The organism is Stenotrophomonas sp. PS02297 (assembly GCF_029959705.1).
In the GTDB taxonomy this organism is placed as follows: Bacteria; Pseudomonadota; Gammaproteobacteria; order Xanthomonadales; family Xanthomonadaceae; genus Stenotrophomonas; species Stenotrophomonas nitritireducens.
Map to the genome: position 1 here is coordinate 23,540 of NZ_JASCOS010000014.1, position 21,456 is coordinate 44,995.

General features: G+C 69.4%; 20 protein-coding genes. 15 read left to right on the plus strand and 5 right to left on the minus strand.

The features are described 5' to 3' along the window. Genes QMX80_RS05430 through QMX80_RS05440 form a run of 3 tightly spaced genes read left to right on the plus strand, consistent with a single transcriptional unit; the run spans position 1 to position 3,510 of the window. The gene (locus QMX80_RS05430) at positions 1-1,533 is read left to right on the plus strand and encodes an alpha/beta fold hydrolase (protein ID WP_282275725.1); all 1,533 of its coding nucleotides are present in this window, start codon (positions 1-3) and stop codon (positions 1,531-1,533) included. A 31-nt stretch (positions 1,534-1,564) separates the two neighbouring features. Next, the gene (locus QMX80_RS05435; protein ID WP_055767025.1) at positions 1,565-2,320 is read left to right on the plus strand and encodes an ATP-binding cassette domain-containing protein; all 756 of its coding nucleotides are present in this window, start codon (positions 1,565-1,567) and stop codon (positions 2,318-2,320) included. Continuing rightward, the gene (locus QMX80_RS05440) at positions 2,317-3,510 is read left to right on the plus strand and encodes an ABC transporter permease (RefSeq protein WP_273081414.1); all 1,194 of its coding nucleotides are present in this window, start codon (positions 2,317-2,319) and stop codon (positions 3,508-3,510) included. The genes QMX80_RS05435 and QMX80_RS05440 overlap by 4 nt, the downstream gene beginning before the upstream one ends. 89 nt (positions 3,511-3,599) lie before the next feature. On the opposite strand, the gene QMX80_RS05445 is transcribed toward QMX80_RS05440, so the two are convergent. Further along, complete coding sequence (locus QMX80_RS05445) at positions 3,600-4,775, minus strand: isochorismatase family protein (RefSeq protein ID WP_282275727.1); 1,176 nt, start codon at positions 4,773-4,775, stop codon at positions 3,600-3,602. 104 nt (positions 4,776-4,879) lie between these two features. Between QMX80_RS05445 and QMX80_RS05450 the strand changes: the two genes are divergently transcribed. Beyond that, positions 4,880-5,773 (plus strand): LysR family transcriptional regulator, encoded by an 894-nt coding sequence (locus tag QMX80_RS05450; protein WP_273081410.1) that lies wholly within the window; start codon positions 4,880-4,882, stop codon positions 5,771-5,773. Positions 5,774-5,904: 131 nt separating this feature from the next. Here the strand turns inward: QMX80_RS05450 and QMX80_RS05455 are convergent, their stop codons facing one another. Continuing rightward, on the minus strand, positions 5,905-6,900 hold the full coding sequence (locus tag QMX80_RS05455) for an energy transducer TonB (RefSeq protein ID WP_055767017.1): 996 nt from the start codon (positions 6,898-6,900) through the stop codon (positions 5,905-5,907). 204 nt (positions 6,901-7,104) lie between these two features. Beyond that, positions 7,105-7,686, minus strand: coding sequence for a TIGR00645 family protein (locus tag QMX80_RS05460; protein ID WP_055767014.1), 582 nt, complete (start codon positions 7,684-7,686; stop codon positions 7,105-7,107). A 107-nt stretch (positions 7,687-7,793) separates the two neighbouring features. On the opposite strand from QMX80_RS05460, the gene QMX80_RS05465 reads away from it, so the two are divergent. From QMX80_RS05465 to QMX80_RS05480, 4 genes are all read left to right on the plus strand, one after another. Beyond that, entirely contained in the window at positions 7,794-8,483 is a 690-nt protein-coding gene (locus QMX80_RS05465) for a glutathione binding-like protein (protein ID WP_282275734.1), read from the plus strand. Between the two features lie 258 nt (positions 8,484-8,741). Continuing rightward, entirely contained in the window at positions 8,742-8,885 is a 144-nt protein-coding gene (locus QMX80_RS05470; protein WP_273081404.1) for a hypothetical protein, read from the plus strand. 100 nt (positions 8,886-8,985) lie between these two features. Beyond that, positions 8,986-11,211 carry a S9 family peptidase gene (locus tag QMX80_RS05475; protein WP_282275738.1) on the plus strand — a complete coding sequence of 742 codons (2,226 nt, stop codon included), beginning with the start codon at positions 8,986-8,988 and terminating at the stop codon, positions 11,209-11,211. Positions 11,212-11,412: 201 nt separating this feature from the next. Beyond that, positions 11,413-13,200: a DUF885 domain-containing protein gene (locus tag QMX80_RS05480; RefSeq protein ID WP_282275760.1), complete on the plus strand. Its 1,788-nt coding sequence runs from the start codon at positions 11,413-11,415 to the stop codon at positions 13,198-13,200. A gap of 531 nt (positions 13,201-13,731) precedes the next feature. Here QMX80_RS05480 and QMX80_RS05485 read toward each other — a convergent pair. Further along, positions 13,732-14,151, minus strand: coding sequence for a hypothetical protein (locus QMX80_RS05485; RefSeq protein ID WP_055766999.1), 420 nt, complete (start codon positions 14,149-14,151; stop codon positions 13,732-13,734). Between the two features lie 137 nt (positions 14,152-14,288). On the opposite strand from QMX80_RS05485, the gene QMX80_RS05490 reads away from it, so the two are divergent. From QMX80_RS05490 to QMX80_RS05505, 4 genes are all read left to right on the plus strand, one after another. Then, positions 14,289-14,531 (plus strand): hypothetical protein, encoded by a 243-nt coding sequence (locus tag QMX80_RS05490; protein WP_282275761.1) that lies wholly within the window; start codon positions 14,289-14,291, stop codon positions 14,529-14,531. A gap of 79 nt (positions 14,532-14,610) precedes the next feature. Continuing rightward, positions 14,611-15,525: a bestrophin family protein gene (locus QMX80_RS05495; RefSeq protein ID WP_282275741.1), complete on the plus strand. Its 915-nt coding sequence runs from the start codon at positions 14,611-14,613 to the stop codon at positions 15,523-15,525. Positions 15,526-15,553: 28 nt separating this feature from the next. Continuing rightward, positions 15,554-16,543, plus strand: coding sequence for a porphobilinogen synthase (gene hemB, locus QMX80_RS05500; protein WP_282275743.1), 990 nt, complete (start codon positions 15,554-15,556; stop codon positions 16,541-16,543). Between the two features lies 1 nt (position 16,544). Next, positions 16,545-16,832 (plus strand): SHOCT domain-containing protein, encoded by a 288-nt coding sequence (locus QMX80_RS05505; protein ID WP_282275745.1) that lies wholly within the window; start codon positions 16,545-16,547, stop codon positions 16,830-16,832. 235 nt (positions 16,833-17,067) lie between these two features. Here the strand turns inward: QMX80_RS05505 and QMX80_RS05510 are convergent, their stop codons facing one another. Next, positions 17,068-17,949, minus strand: coding sequence for a TolB-like protein (locus tag QMX80_RS05510; protein WP_282275748.1), 882 nt, complete (start codon positions 17,947-17,949; stop codon positions 17,068-17,070). A gap of 53 nt (positions 17,950-18,002) precedes the next feature. On the opposite strand from QMX80_RS05510, the gene aroE reads away from it, so the two are divergent. From aroE to dinG, 3 genes are all read left to right on the plus strand, one after another. Further along, positions 18,003-18,851, plus strand: coding sequence for a shikimate dehydrogenase (gene aroE, locus QMX80_RS05515; protein WP_055767409.1), 849 nt, complete (start codon positions 18,003-18,005; stop codon positions 18,849-18,851). A 5-nt stretch (positions 18,852-18,856) separates the two neighbouring features. Continuing rightward, complete coding sequence (locus QMX80_RS05520) at positions 18,857-19,210, plus strand: hypothetical protein (RefSeq protein WP_282275750.1); 354 nt, start codon at positions 18,857-18,859, stop codon at positions 19,208-19,210. Positions 19,211-19,283: 73 nt separating this feature from the next. Then, positions 19,284-21,383: an ATP-dependent DNA helicase DinG gene (gene dinG, locus QMX80_RS05525; protein ID WP_055766980.1), complete on the plus strand. Its 2,100-nt coding sequence runs from the start codon at positions 19,284-19,286 to the stop codon at positions 21,381-21,383. The last annotated feature ends 73 nt before the right edge of the window (positions 21,384-21,456 follow it).

A 21,456-nucleotide genomic window follows, 5' to 3' on the forward strand; every position in this document is an offset into this window, starting at 1 on the left:
ATGATGTCCCGCAAGACCCGTACCCTCCTGGCGGTAGCCGCGCTCGTCGCCGTGCTCGGCTACCGCGCGTTCAAGCCCGCACCCGACGAGGCCAAGGCCGACAAGGCATCGCCTCCCGTCGCCGACGCGCCGGCCAGGCCGTTGATGCTGGGCCGGCTGGCGTTCCAGCCCTGCAGCCTGGATTCGCCGGCCAGCCGCGACAGCCTGGAAGCGCAGTGCGCGACCTTCGAGGTTCCCGAGGACCGCGCCAATCCGCAGGGCCGCAGGATCGCACTGAACATCGCGCTGCTGGTACCGGACAAGCCGGAAGACGTGCAGCCCGATCCGGTGTTCTTCCTCGCCGGCGGCCCCGGCCAGTCCGCGGTGGACAGCTACCCGATGGTCGATGCCGCATTCACCGACGTGCGCAAGCACCGCAACGTGATCCTGGTCGACCAGCGCGGTACCGGCCGATCCAACCTGCTGTCCTGCGAGGCGCCGGAGGAAGACGACGCCAGCGTCGAGGCGATGCAGGCCAGCGCCGCCGCCTGCGCGGCGACCCTGTCGAAGAAGGCCGACCTGCGCCACTACACCACCACCGATGCGGTGGCCGATCTGGAAGCCGTGCGCGAGGCCATCGGCGCGGCGCAGGTCAACCTGGTCGGCGTCAGCTACGGCACCCGCGTGGCGCAGCAGTACGCCATGCGCCACCCGTCCAGCACGCGCAGCATCGTGCTCGATTCGGTGGTGCCCAACACCCTGCAGCTGGGCAGCATCTTCGCCCGCAACCTGGACGACGCGCTGGCGCTGCAGTTCGCCCAGTGCACCGGCAACGCCGCCTGCAAGGCGGCGCTGGGCGACCCGCGCGCCGAACTGGACGCGCTGCTGGCCACGCTGCGCGCCAACCCGGTGACGGTGCGCTACCGCGACGCCAGCACCGGCGAGGAACGCGAGGACGTGCTGCGCGCCGAAACCGTCGCCGGCCTGGTGCGCATGTACGCCTACATGCCGCAGGCCGCGGCGCTGCTGCCCAAGCTGATCCACGAGGCGCGCAACGGCCGCTACGGCGACCTGATGGCGCTGGCGCGGATGATGCAGGGCGACATGAAGGACGCCATGGCCATGGGCATGCAGCTGTCGGTGATCTGCAGCGAGGACGAGGAAGGCATGGTCGCGCGCAGCGGGGACGAAGGCACCGTGCTCGGCAACCGCATGGCCGAGGGGCTGGCGGCGATGTGCAGGGCATGGCCGAAGGGCCAGGTGCCGGCCGACTTCCACACGGCGTTGTCCGGCGCGGTGCCGGCGCTGGTGCTGGAAGGCGAGTTCGACCCGGTCACGCCGCCGCGCTACGGCGAGGACGTGGTCAAGGGCCTGTCCAAGGGCCGCCTGTTCGTGCTGCGCGGCCAGGGCCACGCGGTGATCGGCGCCGGCTGCATGCCCAAGCTGTTCGCCCAGTTCGTCGACAAGACCGATGCCGCCGCGCTCGACGGCGCCTGCCTGGAAAAACTGAACTACGTGCCGCCGTTCACCAGCTTCAATGGCTGGGAACCGTGACCGTCCACGCATCACTCAAGGATCCGCTTCCATGATCGTTGCAGAACGACTCCGCAAGACCTTCCCCGGCAAGGGCAAGGACAAGACGCCGGTGATCGCCGTGGACGAGGTGGGCTTCACTGCCCACGACGGCCAGATCACCGGCCTGCTCGGCCCCAACGGCGCCGGCAAGACCACCACGCTGCGCATGCTCTACACGCTGATGACGCCGGAGACCGGCAAGGTCGTGGTGGACGGCGTGGACGCCGCGGTCGACCCGAACACGGTGCGCCGCAGCCTGGGCGTGCTGCCCGATGCGCGCGGCGTGTACAAGCGCCTGACCGCGCGCGAGAACATCGAGTACTTCGGCCAGCTGCACGGCATGGACGCGGCGACCATCGCCGCGCGCATCGGCCGCCTGGCCGCGGCGCTGCAGATGGAGGATTTCCTCGACCGCCCGACCGAAGGCTTCAGCCAGGGCCAGCGCACCAAGACCGCCATCGCCCGCGCGCTGGTGCACGACCCGAAGAACGTGATCCTCGACGAACCGACCAACGGACTGGACGTGATGACCACGCGCGGCCTGCGCGGCTTCCTCAAGGAACTGCGCGCCGAGGGCCGCTGCGTGATCTTCTCCAGCCACATCATGCAGGAGGTGGCGGCACTGTGTGACCGCATCGTCATCGTCGCGCACGGCCGCGTGGTGGCGCAGGGCACGCCCGACGAACTGCGCGATCACGCCGGCGAAACCAACCTGGAAGACGCGTTCGTCAAGCTGATCGGCAGCGAGGAGGGCCTGCACGCATGAACAAGACCGGATTCATTGGCAGCATGTTCACGGTGATGCGCAAGGAGCTGCGCGACTTCGCCCGCGACCGCCGCACCTTCCTGCTGACCCTGTTCACCGCGCCGCTGCTGTACCCGCTGCTGTTCCTGGGCATCGACAAGCTCAGCAACCTGCGCGTGGAGAACCAGCTGGAGAAGGACATGGCCCTGCCGGTGGTGGGCATGGAGCGCGCGCCCAACCTGGTGGCGTTCCTGGCCAGCCACGGCATCACCGCCAGCGAGGCGCCGGACGATTACGAGGCCCGCATCCGCGCCCAGCGCGAGGACGTGGCGCTGGTGATCGCCCCCGACTTCGCCGACGACTGGCACGCCGGCAAGCCGGCCAAGGTCGAGGTCGTGGCCGACACCACGCGCCGCACCAGCGATGTGCAGGTGGCGCGCGTGCGCAAGGTGCTGATGGCCTACGGCCAGTCGGTGGGCGCGCTGCGGCTGCTGGCGCGCGGCGTCAATCCGATGGTGGCCGCGCCGGTGAGCGTGGGCACGCGCGACCTGGCCACCGCCGAGGCCAAGCGCGGCATCTTCCTGTCCGTCATCCTGCCGATGCTGCTGATGATGTTCGCCTTCATCGGCGGCTCGCACCTGGTCATGGACACCACCGCCGGCGAGCGCGAGCGGCAGTCGCTGGAGCCGCTGCTGGCCACCCCGGCTTCGCGCGGCGCCCTGGTCAGCGGCAAGATGCTGGCCTCGGCGGCGGTCGGACTGACGGCGATCCTGCTGATCCTGCTGTCGTTCAAGTTCAGCGCCAGCATCGGCCGCGGCATGGCCGGCTCGCTGGATGTCAGCTTCATGGCGATGGGCAAGCTGCTTCTGGTGCTGCTGCCGCTGGTGCTGATCGGCACCGCGCTGCTGACCTGCCTGGCGGCGGGCGCCCGCAGCATGAAGGAAGCGCAGAGCCATATCGTCTGGCTGATGATGCTGGCGATGATGCCCGGCTACGCGCTGATGGCCTATCCGCTGAAGGACACCCAGCTGTGGCAGTACGCGGTGCCGTTCCTGTCGCAGAACCAGATGCTGGTGAAGGTGACCCGCGGCGAGATGCCAGGCGCCGAGCAGTGGGGCGTCTACCTGGCGGCGTCGCTGTTGCTTGCGGTGCTGTTGTGGGCGGTGGCGGTGTGGCGCTACCGGCAGGAGAAGCTGGCGATTTCGGGCTGACGGCCAGCGGTACAGTTGTGCAGACAGCCCGGCTCCGCCGGGCTGTCTTTTTTCCGATGCGTGGATTGCCGCAGGACACGGCGTCCGCCTCAACGCACCGCCACTGCGTCCACTTCAACCAGCACTTCGGGCCGGAACAGCGACTGGACACCGATCAGCGCGCTGGCTGGCGCATGCCCCCGCAGCCAGCGGTCGCGGCTGTCGCGTATCGTCGCCAGCTCCGCCTCCCGGTAGTCGCGGACATAGAAGGTGAGCCTGACCAGGCGGTCGATGCCGCTGCCGGCCTGGCGAAGCGTGGCTTCCAGATTCTGGAACACCTGTTCGAGCTGCTCCTGCAGGGTGCCGGCGATGCTTCCGTCGGCGGACAGCGGGACATGTCCGCTGAGCAGGATCAGGCCACTGTCCAGAACCATCGCCCCGGAAACACCGGGGATCTCCTGCCCCGGCGCGGTTACCGCGCTGAACGCTGCCACCGGTCCGCCCGCTGCGGGCACCGCGGGGGACTGCGCCGGAAGCGGTTCCTGCTGCCGCAGGGCGCCGATGAAATCCTGGACCGGCATCGCCCAGCCGAAGTGGTGGACGACATGCTCCAGTACGTGCCGTTGCTGCTGCGCGGTGAAGGCGGCGGTGGCGTCGCTCAATACGATGGGTTCGTAGCCGAGGTCATGCGCCGCGCGCAGCGTGGATTCGATGCAGACATGGGTGGCGTATCCGGCCAGATAGAGCCGGGTGATGCCCTGGCCGCGCAGATAGTTGTCCAGATTGGACGCGGCGAACGCGCTGGCACCGGCGCGGCCGCTGACGACGAACTCACCGGCTCGCGGAGCGAACGCGGGATGGAACCGCCAGCCGCTGTCTTCGGTCTTCCAGGTATTGAAGCTGGGAATGGCGCCACGCAGGCCAAAGCGCGCCTGGCCCAGTTCGCGGTAATCCGATGACATCTGCAGCGTGGCGTGGATCACCGGCATATCCGCGTCGCGCGCTGCCGCCAGCGCGCGTTGCGCAGCCTGCTGCGAATGCTGGAAGGCCTCCTGGTCTTTGATCAGGCCGCGCAACTTGCCATCATCGGCCAGCCATTCATTGACGAACTCGATCATCAGCAGCGCCGGGCGCCCCTGGTGTGGTGCGGAAAGAAGGGGCGCCTGCGGCGATGCGGCGGAGGATTGGCCGGCTTTTGGCGGCAGCGGCGCCGAATGGCCGTTGGCGCTGGCCGCGGCGGACAGCAGCAGGAATTTCGGAAACAGCGAACGTGTGAGATCGAACAAGACAGGCCCCTCGCCAAATGGTGTGGGGGCGACTATAGGAAGGAGCGATATGGGTGATAAGCCCGTGGAATTCGCAGTAACTGTGAACGCAGGGAACGCTTGAGATGGATCCTTTCAGCGACATCAGCACCTTCGTGCGTGCGGCGGAAACGGGCAACTTCACCCGTGCGGCGCGCGTGCTGCGGCTCACGCCATCTGCGGTGAGCAAGTCGGTTGCGCGACTGGAGGCGGAGCTGGGGGTGAAACTGTTCCACCGTTCCCCACGCCAGATCACCCTCACCGGAGACGGCGAATTCTTCTACGCGGCCTGCCGGCAGAGCATGAGTGGCGTGGAGGCCGCGCGCAGTCTGCTTTCAGGCGATGCGCAGCCCTGGTGTGGGAAGCTGCGGCTGTCGGTACCGGTGAGCTTCGGCCAGTACGTGGTCGCGCCGGCACTCGGCGCATGGTTGGCGGCGCATCCCGGCCTGGAAGTGGAGCTGGTATTGACCGACCGGCACGTGGATATGACCGCCGAGCGCTTCGACCTGGCGGTGATGCTGGGCGAAGTGCCCGATTCGAGGTTGGTGGCACGCGCATTGCCGCCGCACCGGTTCGTGACGGTCGCGGCGCCGTCGTATCTGCGGCAGCAGGGTGTGCCGCGGCGGCCAGAAGACCTTTCCGGGCATCGCTGCCTGCGTTACGTCATGGCCGGGAGCGGCAGGTTCCGTGCATGGACCTACACGCGGCAGGGGCAACATTACCGCCATGTCCCGCTTGGGCCGCTTGCCAGCGATCATGCCGCGGTGCTGCTGGCCTTGGCCGAAGCGGGGCAGGGCATCCTGCAGGCGCCGCGCTACGTGGTGAGCGCCGGGCTGGCGGCCGGGCGCCTGGTGCCGGTTCTGGACGACCATGCCTGCACCGGGGCGCCATTGGCGGTGGTATATGGCCACGCACGCCAGGCATCGGCGCGTACCCGGTTGATGGTGGAGTTCCTGTTGTCCCTGGGCGACCAGCTGTGAGCCCGGGCGTGATTGCCGGTTCCGGCCGTGTTCGCAGCGCCGGGCGGTGAAGCCCGGCGCTGCGGCCTCGGATCAGGCCCACAAAAAAAGGCCCGGAGCGATCCGGGCCTTTTTTCTGCGGTGGCGCAGGGTTACTGGTTCGGCTGGAAGGCCAGCGTACGGCGGGTGGTGGTCGGGCTGGAGATCGGCTCGAAGCGCCAGCGCTTGACCGCGTTCAACGCCTCGCGGTCGAACACGCGCGGCGGATTGGCGCGCAGCACGCGGGCGTCGGTGACCGAACCATCGGTGCCGATGGTGAGTTCCACCAGCACCTCGCCGGAGGTGCCCGAGCGCAGCGCATCGGCCGGGTAGCGCGGGGCGGGCGTGCTCACCGCGCGCAGGGTGGGTGCGGCCGCGGCGGGCTTCGGTGCGGCGGCGACCTGCTGCGCGGCGGCGCGGGCATCGGCCTCACGCTTGGTGGCGGCCTGGCGCTCGGCTTCCAGGCGTTCGCTTTCCTGGCGTGCGGCCTCCTGGCGCGTGGCCAGCTGCTGCGCGGCGGTGGCCTCGGCGGCCTGCTGCTGCGCCAGGCGCTGCTGCTCGACCAGCTGCTTGGCGCGGTTCTCGGCGTCCTTCTTGACCTTGTCGGTCTCCTCCTGCGTGCGCTTGACCGCCACTTCCATGCCGCGGGTGATGCCCTGCTTGAGCCGCGGCAGCGCCGGTGCCGTCGGGTCCACCTTCTCGATCAGCGCGATCAGGCGCTGGGCTTCGGGGAAGTCCTCGCGCGCCAGGCTCTGTTCGGCGGCGATCAGGGTATAGGGCTGCAGGTCGGTCAGCGCGCTCTTGACCGCCGCGTCGTCGGGCAGCTTGTCGCGCAGGGCCAGATAAAACTCCATGGCGTTGTCGCCGGCCGGCGCATACATGCGGTTCTCGCGCAGGGCGGTGCTGGCCGAATCGCGCAGCTGGTCGGTGCCCATCGACTGTACCTTGGCCGAAACCGCGGGCTCGGCCGGAGCGGCGGCGGGGCTGGCGGGCGTGCCGGAGGCGGAGGCCGGAGCGGAATCGTCCTTGCCCGAACAGGCCGCCAGGGCGACGGCCAGCAGGGCGGGCGCCAGCAGGCGCGCTTTGCCGTGGATCGTGACGTACGACATCAATCTTCCCCTTGAATCGACGAACGCGAATGGTTGCTCGCCCGGGCCGTCATGGATGCGCGGCGTTTCCCGACGCCGGCCGGACCCGGGGCGAAGGGTGAATCTAGCATTGCCGCGCGTGGTTGCACGAGGCGGCGGTGGCGGGATCCATGAAAGCCGATGGCCGTCACGGGGTGACGACCATCGACCGGATCGGTGCCGGGGTCAGTGCCCGTTCTGCCTGGGATGGCCGTTGGACATCAGTTTGTCGGTCCAGGCGATGCCGATCGCCGACAGGATGAACACGCAGTGGATGATGGTCTGCCACATCACGCCGGCGGAGGTGAACTTGGTGCAGGGCACGCCCACGGCCGCTTCCGATCCGCACAGCGGCAAGCCGAGCTGGCCGGCCTCGATGAAGGTCTTGAGCAGGTGGATCGAGGAGATGCCGATGATCGCCATCGCCAGCTTCACCTTCAGCACCGAGGCGTTGACGTGGCTGAGCCACTCCGGCTGGTCCGGATGCCCCTGCAGGCCCAGGCGCGAGACGAAGGTCTCGTAGCCGCCGACGATGACCATCACCAGCAGGTTGGAGATCATCACCACGTCGATCAGGCCGAGCACGATCAGCATGATCTGCTGCTCGGTCCAGCTGGCCGCGTGGGTGATCAGGTGCCACAGCTCGTGGCCGAACAGATAGACGTAGACGCCCTGGGCGATGATCAGGCCCAGGTAGAGCGGCAGCTGCAGCCAGCGCGAGGCGAAGATCAGGGCCGGGAGGGGGCTCAGCGGTTTGTGTTCGGACATGGCAGGAATGCTGCGTTGCGGAAAGGCGGCAGGTTAACGGTCGTCCGGTAGGCTGCCAAGCGCTACCGTATCGATCCCCGGCGACGGTTCCCCACGGAGACGCATTCATGATCGACCTCCATTACTGGCCCACCCCCAACGGCCACAAGATCACCCTGTTCCTGGAAGAAGCCGGGCTGGAGTACCGCCTGGTGCCGGTCAACATCGGCAAGGGCGACCAGTTCCAGCCCGATTTCCTGGCCATCTCGCCGAACAACAAGATGCCGGCCATCGTCGACCACGCCCCGGCCGATGGCGGCGCGCCGCTGAGCGTGTTCGAGTCCGGCGCGATCCTGCTGTACCTGGCCGAGAAGACCGGCCGCTTCCTGCCTGCCGACCTGCGCGGCCGCGCCGCCGCGCTGGAATGGCTGTTCTGGCAGATGGGCGGGCTGGGACCGATGAGCGGGCAGATGGGCCACTTCAACGTCTACGCGCCCGAGCGCATTCCCTACGCCATCGAGCGCTACGACAGCGAGGTGCGGCGCCTGCACCGGGTGATGGACAAGCGCCTGTCCGGATCGGCCTACCTGGCGGGCGACGAATACGGCATCGCCGACATGGCCAGCTACCCGTGGATCGGCGCCTACAGCAAGCTGCCGGCCGACTTCGACGCCTTCCCGCACCTGCACCGCTGGCACCAGGCCATTGCCGCGCGCCCGGCCACGCAGCGCGCCTACGCGCTGGGCCCGACGGTCAACCCGGATGCAGGCAAGCCGTTGAGCGAGGAAGAGCGGCAGCAGTTGTTCGGAAAACGCTGAACTTGGAATTTGGAGGCGTCGTGGGAGCTGGCGTCGAGCCGGCTTGGCGTCTCCATTTCCATCGCAGGGGCGATCCAGGGCAATTGCGCAGGGGCTGGGTATCCCGGAAGAAGCCGGTCTCCCAGTGCCCGCATCGACCGCGCCTGGCTTTCCGGGAGGGCATTCCTGCGCCACGTCGGGGATTGATCCTGCGCAAGGCCAGCCCTGGCCGATCCCCCTACGCTGCCTCCATCGACACGGCACGGGGAGGGGACGACGATGCATCCGATCTTGCGCGACATGCTGACGCAACCGGTGGGCTGGCTGACGATCTGCGGGGCGTTGATCATCCTGGGCATTCCATTGTTCACGGTGTTCTTCATCCGCCGCAGGATGCGCGAGGAGCAGCGCGGCCAGCGCTGAGGGCCTGGCGGCGGCCTGACGCGCGCGACCGATGGCAGGGGCAAGGGCGGGCCGGCTCGGCTAGGATGGCGCGATCCATTCTGTCGATGACAGGAATCCCATGCGCCCCTTGTTCCTCGCCCTTGCCATGATGCTCGCCACGCCCGCCGTCCACGCCGAAAAGCTGACCCTCGAAGCCATCACCGGCAACGCGCCGCTGACCGGCCCCACCCTGATGAAGCCCAAGGTGGCGCCCGACGGTTCGCGGGTGACCTTCCTGCGCGGCAAGGACAGCGACCGCAACCAGCTGGACCTGTGGGAGTACGACATCGCCAGCGGCCAGACCCGGCTGCTGGTCGATTCCAAGGTGGTGCTGCCTGGCACCGAAACGCTCAGCGACGAGGAGAAGGCGCGGCGCGAGCGCCAGCGCATCGCGGCGATGACCGGCATCGTCGATTACCAGTGGTCGCCCGACGCGAAGACGCTGCTGTTCCCGCTCGGCGGCGAGCTGTACCTGTACGACCTCGGCAAGCAGGGGCGCGACGCGGTGCGCCAGCTCACCCGCGGCGAAGGCTTCGCCACCGATGCCAAGCTCTCGCCGAAGGGCGGTTTCGTCAGTTTCGTGCGCGAGCGCAACCTGTGGGTGATCGACCTGGCCAGCGGCAGGCAGCTGCAGCTGACCCGCGACGGCAGCGCCACCATCGGCAACGGTGTGGCCGAGTTCGTCGCCGACGAGGAAATGGATCGCCACACCGGCTATTGGTGGGCGCCGGACGACTCCGCCATCGCCTTCGCCCGCATCGACGAATCGCCGGTGCCGGTGCAGAAGCGCTATGAGATGTACGCCGACCGCGTGGAGATGATCGAGCAGCGCTATCCGGCGGCCGGCGACCGCAACGTGCTGGTCACGCTCGGCGTGGTCGCACCGGGCGCCGGCGCGGCGCCGAAGTGGGTGGATCTCGGCAAGGAGCAGGACATCTACCTGGCCCGCGTGAACTGGCGCGATCCGCAGCACCTGACCTTCCAGCGGCAGAGCCGCGACCAGAAGAAGCTGGAACTGATCGAGGCCAACCTGGCCGACGGCAGGCAGCGTACGCTGGCGACCGAGACCGGCAAGACCTGGGTGCCGCTGCACAACAGCCTGCGCTTCCTCAAGGACGGCCGTTTCCTGTGGTCGTCCGAGCGCAGCGGCTTCCAGCACCTGTACGTGGCCAATGCCGACGGCAGCCACCTGACCGCGTTGACCTCGGGCAACTGGCCGGTCGACGAACTGCTGGCGGTGGATGAAGCCGCCGGCACCGTCTATTTCCGCGCCGGCGTCGAATCGCCGCTGCGCAGCGAGATCTACGTCGTGCCTCTGGCCGGCGGTACGCCGAAGAAGCTGTCGCAGGCCGCGGGCATGCACGGTGCCGCGTTCGCCAACAATGCCAGCGTCTACGTGGACAGCTGGTCCAACAGCGCCACGCCGCCGCAGATCGAGCTGTACCGCGCCAATGGCGAGAAGATCGCCACCCTGCTGGACAACGACCTGGCCGATCCGTCGCATCCGTACGCGAAGTACCGCGACGCGCGGCTGCCGGTCGAGTTCGGCACGCTCACTGCCGCCGACGGCAAAACCCCGCTGCACTACAGCCTGATCAAGCCGGCTGGTTTCGACCCGGCGAAGCAGTACCCGGTGGCGGTGTACGTGTACGGCGGGCCGGCATCGCAGACCGTCACCGACAGCTGGCCCGGTCGCGGCGACCACCTGTTCAACCAGTACCTGGCGCAGCGCGGCTACGTGGTGTTCTCGCTGGACAACCGCGGCACTCCGCGCCGCGGCCGCGATTTCGGCGGTGCGCTGTATGGCGTGCAGGGCACCGTGGAAGTAGCCGACCAGCTCAAGGGCGTGGAATGGCTGAAGCGGCAGCCGTGGGTGGATGCAAAGCGCATCGGCGTGCAGGGCTGGTCCAACGGCGGCTACATGACCCTGATGCTGCTGGCCAAGGCCTCGGACCAGTATGCCTGCGGCGTGGCCGGCGCGCCGGTCACCGACTGGGGCCTGTACGACACCCACTACACCGAGCGCTACATGAACCTGCCGGCGGCCAACCCGGACGGCTATCGCGAAGGGCGCATCCTCACCCACATCGACGGACTCACCTCGCCGCTGCTGCTGATCCATGGCATGGCCGACGACAACGTGCTTTTCACAAACTCGACCAGCCTGATGAGCGCGCTGCAGAAGCGCGGCCAGCCGTTCGAGCTGATGACCTACCCGGGCGCCAAGCACGGCCTGTCCGGCAGCAATGCGCTGCACCGCTACCGCATGGCCGAGAACTTCCTCGCGCGCTGCCTCAAGCCCTGAGCCGGCACGGAGGCGGTGATGCTCCACCGCCTCCGCCGCCGCCGTGATCGTCGCCGGATCGCGATGCGCGGTTTGGAGCCGGAGATCCGGCGGGCCACGCGTGTGGCGGGCGGCATGACGAACGTCACTGTGACTGTCCGACCTTGTCGCCGACGGGGTGGCTGAATACGTTCGCGGTTCCGATCCAAGGAGCTGTGCATGATGCGTTCCCTCCTCGTTCTCGCCCTGTGCGCGTCCCTGCCGCTGGCCGCGGCTGCGGGACCGGCCACCCCGGCACCCGCCGCTGCCGGCGCCCCGGCATGGGTGGCGCGCAGCAATGAGCTGGCGCAGATCCTGCTGCAGGCGCAGGCGCCGTTCCTGCCGGAGATGGCCAGCTCGCTGGGCGTGCAGGGCTATGAGGGCCGGGCGGTCGACCTGGCCCCGGGCCACGATGCCCGTTATCGCGTGGCTCTGGGAACGGCACGCGAACGGCTGCGCGGACAGCTCCAGCTCGAACGCGATCCCAATGTCCGGCAGGACCTGGAAATCATGATCGCGGCAGCCGAGCGCAGCATCGAAGGCAGCCAGCTCGATGCGCAGTACCTGATGCCGTGGGTGGACGTGCCGCAGGTCGTGTTTGGCGGGCTCAACAACCTGCTGACCGATCCGCCGCCGGCGCCGCATCGTGGCAAGGCGCTGGAACGGCTGCGGGCCTACATCGGCCAGGTGCCCGGCACGCCGCCGCTGGCCACGCTGGCGCGCCAGCGCTACGAGGAGAAAAGCGGCACGCCGGATCTGCTGCAGCCCACGCGCGCCGAGATCGAGCAGGCGCTGGCCAATGTCGATACCTATGTCGAGGGCATCGCCGAGCTGTTTGCCGAACACCGCATACGGGGCGCGGATGCGGCGCTGGCGACGCTGGCCACACAGATGAAGGACTACATCGCCTGGACCCGGGAACAGGTACTGCCCCTTGCGCGCACCGATCCGCGCCTGCCGGCCGGGCTGTATGCCTTCCGGCTCAAGGAGGCCGGCATCGACATCGATCCTGCCCTGCTGATGCAGCGCGCGCAGCTGGAGTACATGGAGACCCGCGGCATGCTGCGGCAGCTGGCGCCGCTGGTGGCCGCGGCCAAGGGCCTGGCGATCGACGATCGCAACGACTACGTCGCGGTGATCCGCGCACTGAAGCGGGAGAAGATTGCCGACGACCGGCTCGAAGCGCACTACCGTGGCGTGATCGACGCCATCGACCCGGTCATCCGCCGCCAGCGCATCGTCGATATGCCACAGCGTCCGCTGCGGATGCGCCTGGGCAGCGCGGCCGAGAGCGCCGCGGCGCCAGCGCCGCACTACCTGCCGCCGCCGCTGGTCGACAACCACGGCCAGTTCGGGGTCTTCGTGTTGCCGCTGGGCAACCCGGCCTCGGAGGGCAAGGCGCAGTACGATGATTTCAGCTTCGATGCCGCGTCATGGAGCCTGAGCGCGCATGAAGGACGACCGGGCCATGACCTGCAGTTCGCGGCGATGGTCGAGCGGGGCATTTCGCTGGCGCGCACCCTGTTCGCCTTCAACCTGGTGAATGTGGAGGGCTGGGCGCTGTATGCCGAGGCGGAGATGGTGCCGTACGAGCCGCTGGACGGGCAGATGATCGCCCTGCAGTTCCGCCTGCTGCGCGCGGCGCGTGCGATGCTCGATCCGATGCTCAACCTGGGCCTGATCGACCGGGAACAGGCGCGCGGCGTATTGATCGAGGGTGTCGGCCTGTCCGAGGCGATGGCCCGGCAGGAACTGGACCGTTATACCGTGCGTGCGCCGGGGCGTGCGCCCAGCTATTTCCATGGCTACAGCCGGATCATGGAACTGCGCATGCGGGCCGAGCTGGCGCTGGGCGAGAGATTCGATCTGCTGGCGTTCAACAACTTCCTGCTCGACCAGGGCCTGCTGCCGCCGGACCAGCTGGCAACGGCGGTGGAAGAGGTGTTCGTGCCTGCGCAGCGCAAAAGGTAGTTTCTGATCCGGAGCGGCGGCGGCCCCGGTGCGGCCGTCGCTACATCCGGTCTGTGCACGGCTTTTACCGCCCCCGATCCGCAGGCCTGCGGAGAATCGGGTGGTGCCCGGGCCCATGGCTGCAGAAGCACGCCGCAGGGAGCCGGGTGCGTCCTTTCCTGTAGGGGTTTTCGCCTGGGAGTTATAGGAAAAGTCTGATTGGCGCCGAAGTGCGACTGCTTTCCTTTGGGAGTGAGCCGTGGCGCCCGGGATGGGGCGCCCGGGTGTCCGGCTCCCAAGGGCGGCGGTCATGAGAAGGCTTCAACGCTCCATGTCATCGGCGCTCCGGCAATGTCCGTTTCCAGTGGCGTGGTGTAGGCGGCGGAAACGTTCTGCACCAGGGCATGCCGATTGACGTACCGGGAATGCCGGGCGGCAGGGGGCGGCGTCAACGAATGCGCCGGCGCCCCTGTCGATTGCCTGTAGCGGCTCCGTACCCCGAAGATTCCGCGGACGACCCGGAAGGCCCGTCGATTACCGGGCTTTCCGGCTTTACCGGGAGCCCGGTGGCACCCAGATCGCCACGCCCGCGGCCCGTTTCTGCTGCGTCGGTATGCCTACGCTCAGGCCGCCGCCGGTGTGCCGGCCATAGCTGCCGGCGCCGACCGACATGCCCACCGGCGAGCCGCCGGCGCCTACGCCCATCAGGATCACCCCGTTGGCGCCGAGTGCCGCCGCTTCGCGCTTGAGCCGCGCGATGGCCGCGTCTGTCTGGCCCTGCGTGCCGAAGCCGACCGCGCTGGAGGATTCGAGCTGGGCGATTTCCACCGAGCCGGCCGGCGGCGTGGAATAGATGCGCACGCTGGCCGGATCGACCGGCGCGCGGGCCTGGCCGAGCATGACCCTGGAGGTGCTGGCGCAGCCGCCGGCGGCCAGGGCGATGCCCAATGCGATGGCGAGCGGGAATTTCATGGCTTCACTCCCCGGTGGGTGTCGGATGGATCATCGGCGCCGGTGCGTGAATCGGCCGCGAACCGGATGGAACGCCCGGTAGCGGCCGTTTCCGGGCTATCTTGCGCGCACCAACCGGTGGAGGAAAGGACATGGGGCTGATCAGTCTGGTCTGGGGCATCGTGGCGCTGTTGTGGATGGTGTTGGCCTTCATCCCGTTGCTGGGCTGGGGCAACTGGTTCCTGATTCCGTTCGCCGCGGTCGGCGCGATCGTCGCCGCCGTCGGCCTGCTGTTCACCCGCGCCGGCAATCGCGGCCGCGCCAAGGCCGGGCTGCTGCTCAACGTGGCCGTGATCGTGGTCGGCGTGATCCGCCTGGGCCTGGGCGGCGGCTTCGTCTGACCGGCAGGCGTAGAATGGCGGGCCCTGCCGGCAGACGGGTCCGGCGCACAGGGCCCGCAGCAGGCGCGACCACCCACCGATGATCATCCGACCCCGCCCCCGCGGCTGGCAGCTGCTGTACATCCTGCGCGGTTCGATCGTGCCGGCCATCGCGCCGCGGGTGCTGGCGATCGGCGTGCTGGCGGTGGCCGTGGCCCTGTTCGCCAAGCTGCACCATCCCTTCGCCGCCGATGGCCTGGCGGTGGCACCGTTCACCCTGCTGGGTCTGGTGCTGTCGATCTTCCTGAGCTTCCGCAACAACGCCTGCCATGAGCGCTGGTGGGAGGGCCGCAAGCAATGGGGCCAGCTGCTGATCGAGGTGCGCAGCCTTGCCCGCCAAGCGAACGCCCTGCTGGTGGAGGATGCGGCGCTGCGCCGGCGCGTGTCGCGACCGCTGATCGGTTTCGCCCATGCCCTGGCCGCGCGCCTGCGCGGCCGCGACGAAGCCGCCGCCGCCGCGCCGTGGCTGGAGCCGGACCAGCAGGCGGCGCTGCAGCGGCGGAACATTCCCGACGCCCTGCTGGCGCTGGTCGCGGCCGAACTGGCCACGCCGTTGCGCGCGGGCAGGCTCGACCCCTATCTGTACGGCTGCTTCGAGCAGCGCCTGCACGCGTTGTCCACGGTGCAGGCCGCCTGCGAGCGCATCGCCGGCACGCCGTTGCCGTTCGCCTATACCCTGCTGCTGCATCGCTGCGCGTGGCTGTTCTGCGTGCTGCTGCCGTTCGGCCTGGCCGGCGCGCTGGGCTGGGCCACGCCGGTGGTATCGATGCTGCTGGCCTACGCGTTCTTCGGCCTGGACCAGCTGGGCGAGGAGCTCGAGGAGCCCTTCGGCCTGGAACCCAACGACCTGCCGCTGGACGCGATGGTGCGCACCGTCGAGATCGACGTGCTCGACGCGCTGGGCGGGCATCCGCTGCCCGAACCGCTGCAACCGCAGGGCTACCTGCTGCAATAAGCCATTCCCCCGCCTTTGGAGTACCGCCATGTTCCATCCCCGCTACCGCCCGCGCCGCATGCGCCACGACGCTTTCTCGCGCCGGCTGATGCGCGAGAACACGTTCACCGCCGACGACCTGATCTGGCCGGTGTTCGTGCACGAGTTACCCGGCCGCGCGCCGGTGGCATCGATGCCGGGCGTGGATCGGTTGTCCATCGACGAACTGCTGCGCGAGGCCGAGCAGGCGCTGGAGCTGGGCGTGCCGGTGATCGACCTGTTCCCGGTGGTCGATCCGTCGCGCAAGTCGCTCGACGCCGCCGAGGCCTGGAATCCGGATGGCCTGGCGCAGCGCGCGGTGCGCGCGCTCAAGCAGCGCTTCCCCGAACTGGGAGTGATGACCGACGTGGCGTTGGATCCGTTCACCGTGCATGGCCAGGACGGCATCATCGACGAGCGCGGCTACGTGCTCAACGACGTCACCGTCGATGCACTGGTCAAGCAGTCGCTGTCGCATGCCGAGGCCGGCGTGGACATCGTCTCTCCCTCGGACATGATGGACGGGCGCATCGGCGCGATCCGCCAGGCGCTGGACGACGCCGGCCACATCAACGCCCGCATCATGGCCTATTCGGCCAAGTACGCCTCGGCGTTCTACGGCCCGTTCCGCGACGCGCTGGGCAGCTCGGGCAACCTCGGCAAGGCCGACAAGCACACCTACCAGATGGACCCGGCCAACAGCGACGAGGCGCTGCGCGAGATCGCGCTGGACCTGGAGGAAGGCGCGGACATGGTGATGGTCAAGCCGGGCATGCCGTACCTGGACGTGGTGTACCGGGTGAAGCAGGAGTTCGGCGTACCGACCTTCGCTTATCACGTCAGCGGCGAGTACGCGATGCTCAAGGCCGCCGCCGCCAATGGCTGGCTGGACGAGCGCCGCTGCGTGATGGAGACGATGATCGGCTTCAAGCGTGCCGGCGCCGACGGCGTACTGACCTACTACGCGCCGCAGATCGCGCGCTGGCTGCGGGAAGGCTGAGATGGACGCGCCCGGCATGCAGCCCTGGCAATGGGTGGTGTGGATAGTCGGCGTGACCGCGTTCGCGGTGGTGATCGGGCTGGTGATCGCCGCCGTGCTCCGCGCCGCGCGCCGTCCGCCGGAGCTGCCTTCGGCCGCGCAACGGCTGCAGCGGCAGTCGCCGCAGCCGCCGGAGGTCGAGGCGCGGCTGCGCGAGCTGGCAGGCCTGCAGCAGAGCGGCCGGATCGGCGAGGTCGAGTACGAACGGCGGCGCGCCGAGATACTCGCGCAGCGGCCGGAAGAGCGGTAGAGCGGGGCAATGCCCCGCCGGGGCTTTGCCGGTAATGCCCCGCCGGGCGTTGCCCGGCGCTACAAAGCCGCGTTCCGATCGTGTAGAGCGCGGCAATGCCCCGCTGGGCTTTACCGGGAATGCCCCGCCGGGCGTTGCCCGGCGCTACAAAGCCGCGCCCCGATCGTGTAGAGCGGGGCATCGCCCCGCTGGGGCTTCATCCGGGATTGTCCATCGGCGTGGTCCTGCGATGCGCCTATCGGCAATCGTCGCTGCCATTGCTGGCCGGCGCGCGCATCCGGTACAGGTCGAAGCCGCCGGCGCGCGGTGCGCGTGCGTGGCCGCTGACCAGCAGTTCGCCCGGGGTGCTGGCATCGACCAGTGCCGCGCGGGTGTCGCCCTCTGCGGTGTTGAACGACAGCGCCAGCGGCTCGGCCGCGCTCCAGCGGCCGTTGCGGCAATGTGACAGCTGCAGCTGCGCGCCGCCGCTGCTGTTGCCGCGGGCGAATACCACCGCGCGTCCCCCCGCCAGCCAGCTGCCGTCCAGTTCGTCGCCTGGGCTGTTGAGGCCGGCCATCGGCCGCGGCGCGGCGAAACCGTCGCCGGCGCGGCGTGCGCTCCACAGGTCCCAGCCGCCGGCCCCGCCGCCGCGGTTGCTGGCCAGCAGCAGGGTGCCGTCGTCCTCGCGCAGGGCGGGCGAACGCTCGTCGTCGGCGCCGTTGATCGTCGCGCCCAGGTTCTGCGCGGGACCGAAGCCGCCGTCGTCCAGCAGGGCCGCACGGTACAGGTCGAAGCCGCCATGGCCGCCCTCGCGGTTGGAGGCGAAGTACAGCCAGCGTCCGTCGGCGCTCAGGAACGGATCGACCTCGTCGGCGGCGGTCCCGAGCGGCAGCGGGCGCGCATCGGTCCAGCGCGACTCCTGCCACGTGGCCTGCCAAAGATCCCAGCCGCCGGCGGCGCCTTCGCGGTTGCTGGCCCAGACCAGTCGCCGGCCATCGGCCGAGCGCGTGGCGCGCAGTTCGTCGGCGCGGGTGGAGACCACGCCGATGCCCTCGATGCCGAACTCGGCCAGTGCCGTCACCTGCGGCGCAAAGAGTAGACTCGCAGACAGCGCGAGCAGCAGCGATCGGATCCGCATGGAGATTCCGCAAGCCAGGGATCGCGTCAGTCTAGGTCATGCAGAGGATCACCATGAGCGCCGCCCGCTATGCCGTCTTTGGTCAACCCATCGCCCATTCGCAGTCGCCGCGCATCCAGGCCGCCTTCGGCAGGGCGGAGGGGATCGAAATCGACTACCGCGCCATCGAGGCCTCGCCGCAGGAGTTCGCCGCCGCGCTGGAAGCCTTCGCCGCCGGCGGCGGCGTGGGCGCCAACGTGACCCTGCCGCACAAGGAAGCTGCGTTCGCGCTGTGCGCCACCACTACTTCGCGCGCGCAGCGCGCCGGCGCGGTCAACACCCTGCTGCGCAAGGGCACGCGCTGGCATGGCGACAACACCGATGGCATCGGCCTGGTGCGCGACCTGACCGGCCGCCACGGCCTGGACCTGCGCGGCCGCCGGGTGCTGCTGCTCGGCGCAGGCGGCGCCGCGCGCGGGGTGGCGCCGGCGCTGCTCGATGCCGGCATCCTCGAACTGGTCGTGGCCAACCGCACGCCCGAGCGCGCCGACGCGCTGGTCGATGCGATGAGCGAGCCGGGTCGCGCGATTTCGGCGTACTGGGAGGCGCTGCGCGAACAGGGCGACTTCGAACTGATCATTAATGCCACCTCCGCCGGCCGCAGCGACGGCGCGGCCTTCAGCCTGCCGCTGTCGCTGGTCAACAGCCTGACCACCGCGGTGGACCTCAACTACGGCGAGGCGGCGATCCCGTTCCTGGCCTGGGCGCGCGCGGCCGGCTGCCGCAATTACTTCGACGGGCTGGGCATGCTGGTCGAGCAGGCCGCCGAGAGCTTCCAGCAGTGGCATGGCGTGCGTCCCGGAACCGATGAGGTCTATGCGGGACTGCGCGAGCGCGCCGCTACCCTGGTCACCGCGGACTGAGCGGCATGGACCACGCGCAACTGCTGAGCTCGCTGCTGGTATCGGTCGGCTACCGCCTGCCGGTGATGATCGCGCTGGGCGTGGCGCTGGTGCTTCTGCTCGGCGCGCCGAAAGCGGTGGCGCGCAGCGCGGCGCTGTGGGCGCTGGCGATCCTGATGGCGGTGACGCTGCTCGGCGCCGCATTGTCGGTGCTGCCGCTGCTGATGATCGCCGCCGGTAATTTCGACGGTATCGCCGGGCTCAATACCTGGCTGGGCATCGGCCATTTCATGCTGTCGCTGCTGGAAGCGGCCGGTTTCGTGCTGCTGGCCTGGGCGCTGGCCAGGGCGCTGCGCGGAAACGCCGGCGCACCAGGCTGAACCGCCGTAGGTCGGCGGCCGCGCGCCGGTATGGGAAAATGCCGGCCATGAACGGAGCAGGCGGCAGAACGGCGTGACGGAAAAAGTGGAAGCGCCGCGGGCGTTGACCGAGGAAGTGAAGACGGCCATCCGCGACGCCTACGCGAAGCTGCAGGCCAATACGCCCGGCTTCAGCACGCGCCGCTCGCAGAGCCAGATGATCGGGGTGGTCTCGCGCGCGCTGGCTACCGGCGGGGTGGGCGTGGTCGAGGCGCCGACCGGTGTCGGCAAGAGCCTGGGCTACCTGACCGCCGGCGTGCCGATCGCGCTGGCGTCGAAGAAGAAGCTGGTGGTCAGCACCGGCACGGTGGCGCTGCAGTCGCAACTGGTCGAGCGCGACATCCCCAACTTCCTCAAGGCCACCGGCCTGCAGGCCACGGTGGCGCTGGCCAAGGGCCGCACCCGTTACCTGTGCACGCGCAACGCCGCCGAGGCGCAGGGCGAGGGCGCGCAGGAGGGCATGTTCGGCGACGAGGTGCAGCTCTACGACCGGCCGCTGGCGCCGATCGAAATGGACGTCGCCGGCAAGCTGATGCGCGCCTTCACCGAAGGGCGCTGGAACGGCGACCTGGACAACGCGCCGGAAGCGGTCACGCCCGGCCTGCGCCTGCGCATCACCACGCCGGCCTCGGGCTGCGCCGGGCGCCGCTGCGCCTATTCGACGCAGTGCCCGGTGCTGCGCGCGCGCAACGAGGTGCGCGAGGCGCAGATCGTGGTCACCAACCATGCGCTGCTGCTGTCGGCGCTGTCCATCGGCGAGTCCGACAACGGCCAGCCGCTGATCGCACCGCCCGCCGACATGCTGTTGGTGCTGGACGAAGGCCACCACATCGGCAATGTCGCCATCGACCAGGGCGCGGCCAGCCTGCCGCTGGACGACATGGCGCGGCGCACCGGGCGCCTGCAGATCATCATCGCCGGCGCGTATCGCGCGGTGGACAGGGACAAGATCGGCAACCTGCTGCCGAACGAGGCGATTGAGGCGGCGGCGCGCGTGAGCAAGCTGCTCAGGGTGTTCGCCGACGGCATCGCGCAGGTGTGGACGCCCGCCGCGGACGAGCGGGAGCCGCTGTGGCGCGCCGCCAATGGCCGCCTGCCGGAAGCGTGGAAACAGCCGATCGAGGAGCTGGCCGACGAGACCCGCACCCTGCTCAACTGGGCCACGGCGGCCGCCGCGCAGGTCGCCAAGGGCAAGCCCGAGGACGCCGGCCACGAGCGCCTGCAGCGCAGCCTGGGCATGGCGCTGGAGATGATCCAGCAGCAGCACGACCTGTGGGCCGGCTGGCGCCGCGAAGACAAGGAAGGCCAGCCGCCGATGGCGCGCTGGATCACCCTGACCCGCGACGGGGAGCACGTGCTGCACTGTTCGCCGGTGTCCGCGGCGATGGTGCTGCGCAAGCTGCTGTGGGACGAAGTGGATTCGGTGGTGATGACCTCGGCCACGCTCACCGGCGGCGGCGATTTCCAGGCGCTGTCCATCGACAACGGCATTCCCGAGGAGGCGGAGATGGTATCGCTGGCCTCGCCGTTCGACCTGGCCAACCAGGCGCAGCTGGTGGTGCCGCCGTTCCCGGTGACGCCGGACGACCGCGAGCGTCACCCCAAGGAAGTGGCGAAGTACCTGGCTGCCGAACTGGACTGGGACAAGGGCAGCATCGTGCTGTTCACCTCGCGCTGGAAGATGGAAAAAGTGGCCGAGCTGATGCCGGCCACGCAGCGCAGGAAGGTGCTGGTGCAGGGCGAGGGCGCCAAGCAGAAGATGATCGACGAGCACCTGCGCCGCACTGCCGCCGGCGAGGGCTCGGTGCTGTTCGGGCTCAACTCGTTCGGCGAAGGCCTGGACCTGCCGGGCGAGGCCTGCACCACGGTGGTCATCACCCAGGTGCCGTTCGCGGTGCCGACCGATCCGCAGACCTCGACGCTGGGCGAGTGGTTCGAGAGCCGCGGGCTGAATTCCTTCAACCTGATCGCGGTCCCGCACGCGCTGCGCACGCTGACCCAGTTCGCCGGGCGCCTGATCCGCACCTCCACCGATACCGGCCGCGTGATCATCCTCGACTCGCGGCTGCTCACGCGCCGCTACGGCAAGCGCATCATCGACGCGCTGCCGCCGTTCAGGCGGGTGATCGGGTGAAGCACGGTCGAGCGGGGCAGCGCTCCGCTGGAGCATTCGCGGCCAAGCCACGCTGCGCGCTGCCAGGTGCCGC